The organism is Staphylococcus sp. OJ82 (assembly GCF_000294465.1).
GTDB lineage: Bacteria > Bacillota > Bacilli > Staphylococcales > Staphylococcaceae > Staphylococcus > Staphylococcus equorum.
The window spans coordinates 1-3,847 of sequence record NZ_ALPU01000026.1 but is presented as its reverse complement, the minus strand read 5'-3'; the positions used below and the strand labels follow the sequence as shown (position 1 = coordinate 3,847).

Annotated in this window: 4 protein-coding genes and 1 pseudogene; 4 read left to right on the top strand and 1 reads right to left on the bottom strand. The window is 30.0% G+C overall.

Annotated elements, in window-relative coordinates; translation table 11 throughout:
- The first annotated feature begins 371 nt into the window (after positions 1–371).
- Genes SOJ_RS14030 through SOJ_RS14020 form a run of 3 tightly spaced genes read left to right on the top strand, consistent with a single transcriptional unit; the run spans position 372 to position 3,032 of the window.
- Positions 372–1,553 (top strand): FtsW/RodA/SpoVE family cell cycle protein, encoded by a 1,182-nt coding sequence (locus tag SOJ_RS14030; RefSeq protein ID WP_037539705.1) that lies wholly within the window; start codon positions 372–374, stop codon positions 1,551–1,553.
- Entirely contained in the window at positions 1,550–2,140 is a 591-nt protein-coding gene (locus SOJ_RS14025; protein ID WP_002508784.1) for a phosphatase PAP2 family protein, read from the top strand. The genes SOJ_RS14030 and SOJ_RS14025 overlap by 4 nt, the downstream gene beginning before the upstream one ends.
- On the top strand, positions 2,118–3,032 hold the full coding sequence (locus SOJ_RS14020) for an LCP family protein (RefSeq protein ID WP_002508783.1): 915 nt from the start codon (positions 2,118–2,120) through the stop codon (positions 3,030–3,032). Before SOJ_RS14025 ends, SOJ_RS14020 begins: the two co-directional genes overlap by 23 nt.
- Here SOJ_RS14020 and SOJ_RS14790 read toward each other — a convergent pair.
- Positions 3,024–3,218, bottom strand: a complete 195-nt coding sequence (locus tag SOJ_RS14790; protein WP_037539704.1) for a hypothetical protein — start codon at positions 3,216–3,218, stop codon at positions 3,024–3,026. The two genes, SOJ_RS14020 and SOJ_RS14790, sit on opposite strands and share 9 nt — an antisense overlap.
- Between SOJ_RS14790 and SOJ_RS14300 the strand changes: the two are divergent.
- A pseudogene (locus tag SOJ_RS14300) lies at positions 3,124–3,592 on the top strand (sulfite exporter TauE/SafE family protein). The gene SOJ_RS14790 and the pseudogene SOJ_RS14300 sit on opposite strands and share 95 nt — an antisense overlap.
- Positions 3,593–3,847 lie beyond the last annotated feature (255 nt).

The following is a 3,847-nucleotide window of genomic DNA, read 5'->3' as shown; positions in this document are numbered from 1 at the left end:
CAGCATTTTACAAGAGATTTTTATTGTTCGATTAGGGTACGGGCTAAATGTACGCTCTTATTTTGATTCAAATGCTTTAATATCTAAAATTCTATTATATTAGGTACTATATTTTCCGATTTACATATAATTTAAAAACCATAATTGCAGAATCTCTTAAAAAATTAGTTACGGGAAAACTTAATACTTATTTTTGAGAAGTGACAGATTATTTATAAAAGATAATAATCCAATACGTTGTACTTTATTTGATTTCTTGAGGCTACCTAATTCTAAAAAATCAACATATTTTAGGTCAACCTAAAATTATTTGTCAACACAGAAAAATTATGTGACAATTGTAAATAAATAGTTAAGAAAGGGTTAAGGTAATGTTAAGGGTAATAAAAAAAATTAAAATTCGCATTAAGAATTTGGATTTAGGTATTCTATCCAGTTTTATAATATTAAGTGTTATAGGTGTAATAATGATTTACAGTGCGAGCATGGTTTCGGCTTCAAAAGGAACCTTAACTAACGGAGTACCAATAGAGGCCAATTTCTTTATGAAAAGACAGTATCTTTTTTCCGTTCTGGGTTTTATCTTAATGCTATTTATTAGTATGTATTTTAATATTAATTCATTAAAAAGTATTAGTATCCAAAAATTTATGGTTATAGGCACGATAGCACTACTGTTACTAACACTTTTAATTGGTAAAGACGTTAATGGTTCGAGGAATTGGATTAACCTAGGATTATTTAGTGTGCAGTCATCAGAATTCTTAAAATTAGTAGCTATTTTTTACCTTGCGTTTATTATAGATAAACGCTTAACAAACAAACGAGACTATAAATTGAAAAATTTAGTGCCACCTTTAGGTGTTTTAGGTGCAGGTTTAGTACTTGTATTAATGCAAGGAGATTTAGGAGGAATGTTATTAACTGTTGCAATTATTGCTTCAATTTTAATGTATTCTGATATCAAAAATAAAATAAAAGTTCAAATTTTAGCTATTACCTCAATACCAACAGTATTATACATAATTTATACCTTAGTTTTTGATTCTAAAAATCTATATAGGATGAAGCGTATAAAAGTGGTTTTAGATCCTTTTAAATATGAAAATGATGACGGTTACCAACTCACTAACGCGCTTGTATCAATCAGTAACGGCGGTGTTTTTGGACGTGGATTAGGAAACGGAATTTTAAAATTAGGCTATTTACCTGAACCACATACAGATTTTATATTCACAGTTATTTCTGAAGAGTTGGGACTCATAGGCGTGATGTTCATATTAATTATGTATGCTTTTATAATATTTAAAGGTTTTACATATGCTAATAAAACCAACAATCATTTCTACAAACTTATTTGTGTGGGCGTAGTGAGTTACTTATTTATACAAGTATTTATAAACTTAGGCGGTGTATCAGGCTTGATTCCGTTAACAGGCGTAACATTACCGTTATTAAGTTACGGGGGATCATCTATGCTAAGCATTAGTATCGCTTTAGGCAGTATGCTAGCGGTTATAAGAGAAATTAAGAAAGAGGAGCGATATAAATGAATAAAATATATTTCTCTACATTATTATATTCAAGTCTCGTTCTACTTATGTTATCGATTATCAATGGTTTTATGTTCAATATAGATTATTATGTACACCAGTTTTTAAATAAATATCTACCTAGCGGTACGGTTTTACAAACGCTACATTTTATATCTAATGTTTTTTCTCCATTTAATTGCTTATTATTAGTATTGTTTCTTCTAGCTATTCTGTTTTTTAAAAACAAAGATCAATTTTTATTATACGGATTTTGGAGTTTCAGTGTTTTTTTAATTGGGACAATTATGAAATATACAATTGGGCGTCCAAGACCTTCAATATATTTTGATGGTTATAGCTTTCCAAGTATGCATGTATTAAGTGTAAGTCTATTAGTAACTTTGCTTATTTTAATTACAAAAAATAAATGGACAAAAATCGTTGGAACCGCCTTAATTATTACGATGATGATATCGAGAGTTTATGTTAACGCACATTATTTTTCTGACACGATAGGCAGTCTAATTGTATTAACAATTATGTTATTAAGCTTGAGACTAGCCGAAGAGAAGGAGTCTCATTATGAAACTAACGAAAAAAGGTAAAATCTTAATTACTATACTTATTCTTTTAATTATTCTCATCGGTTTTTTTACGTATAAATTAATCCATTTAAATCAATCTATACATGATTCACAAAAGACAGGTGAAGAATCGAAAGCAGCCCAAGCGAAAATAAAATCTAAAAAACCAATTTCTATTGCGATTTTCGGGGTAGATTCAGATATTGAACGTGCAGAAGAAAATATGGGGCAACGAACAGATACTTTATTAATTGCATCTATTAACCCTGAAAAGAAAAAAACAAAACTTATTTCAATCCCTAGAGATATGAGTAGTGAGATTCCGGGCGTTGCCGGCAATGAGAAAATTGCACATGCCTATGCTTATGGAGGTCCGAAAATAGCAATGGATACACTCAGACAAAATTTAAGCGTGCCGATTGATGCATATGTGACTTTAGACATGGACGGGTTTGAACAGGTTATTGATATCTTTGATGGAGTAACTGTAACAAGTAATGCTACTTTCAGCTACAATGGATCAAGTTTTGAAGATGGAAAAAAAGTAGATTTGGATGGAAAAAAAGCCTTGGATTATGTACGTAGCCGTAAAGAAGAAGGGGCAGGCGGTGATGAAGGACGTGCCGAAAGACAACGCCAAGTTATTGATACATTAGCTAAATCTGCTAGCGAGTCTTCAAGTATATTTAAATTAAACAAAATACTCAAAGTAAGTGAAAATAATGTTACAACTAATCTCAATGTAGGAGATTTAAAATCATTATATTCAAATTATAAAGACGCTACACAATCAATGGAAAAAATGTCGATTGACGGAGAAAATTTAGTAGAGTCGGACGGTATTTGGTATTTTGAACCAGATGAAACAGATAAAATAAATAAAATAGCCGAATATAAAAATAATTTAAAATAACAATAATTCCTTATTTAATGGAAGGTGTGGAACTATGGCTATTATAGTATTGATTATTATAGGATTAATATCCTCCATCATTGGCTCGTTAATTGGAGTAGGTGAAGGTATAATTATTGTACCAACGCTTGTTTTTATAGGTGCAAATTCTGATATACTTACAGGTATTACAATACAAACAGCCATTGACATTACCTCTTTAACACTGGTTTTACTGGTTTATTTTCAATTATTGGTAATCGGAGAGAAGGATAGAACGCGGTGGTGTTTTAATGACCCCGTTAATGATTATAGTCTTTAATTTTACACCTCATCTTGCTGTAACTACAAGTATGATTATTATTTTCACTTCTAGTTTAGCAAGTTCTGTCGGCCATACTATTTAAGGACACGTATTTTGGGGCTATGGTGTTGTATTAATTATCGCTAGTTACATAGGTACAAAATTTGGTGTGAGAATTAACCGTAATATTGATTCAGCAAAATTATCTAATTTACTTAAATTCGTCTTAATACTTCTGAGTATTTATTTAATCTTTAAAGGCCTCAATGAGTTATAATTTAACTTTAACTACATATATACGAAATTTAATATTTCTTGAAATATAGGTCTATTTTCAATCAGTTTTAAGCCGTTTGTAGAAACAATGAAAAATTCTAAAAATGCGTGGTTAAATGGTCATAAACTAACTTAGCGTTTCACTTTAATAACTATTCACATAATCAATGATTATCAGAAAGCATATTAAAAGAGACTCCTTTTAAAAGGAGTCTCTTAACTGTTTCATAATCAAATTTTGTCTTAATAACGATCG

Excerpts from the sequence above, each read along its gene's own strand:
- SOJ_RS14790 (WP_037539704.1), bottom strand. The coding sequence starts at position 3,218 with ATGGCTGTTTGTATTGTAATACCTGTAAGTATATCAGAATTTGCACCT.
- SOJ_RS14025 (WP_002508784.1), top strand. The coding sequence starts at position 1,550 with ATGAATAAAATATATTTCTCTACATTATTATATTCAAGTCTCGTTCTA.
- SOJ_RS14030 (WP_037539705.1), top strand. The coding sequence starts at position 372 with ATGTTAAGGGTAATAAAAAAAATTAAAATTCGCATTAAGAATTTGGAT.
- SOJ_RS14020 (WP_002508783.1), top strand. The coding sequence starts at position 2,118 with ATGAAACTAACGAAAAAAGGTAAAATCTTAATTACTATACTTATTCTT.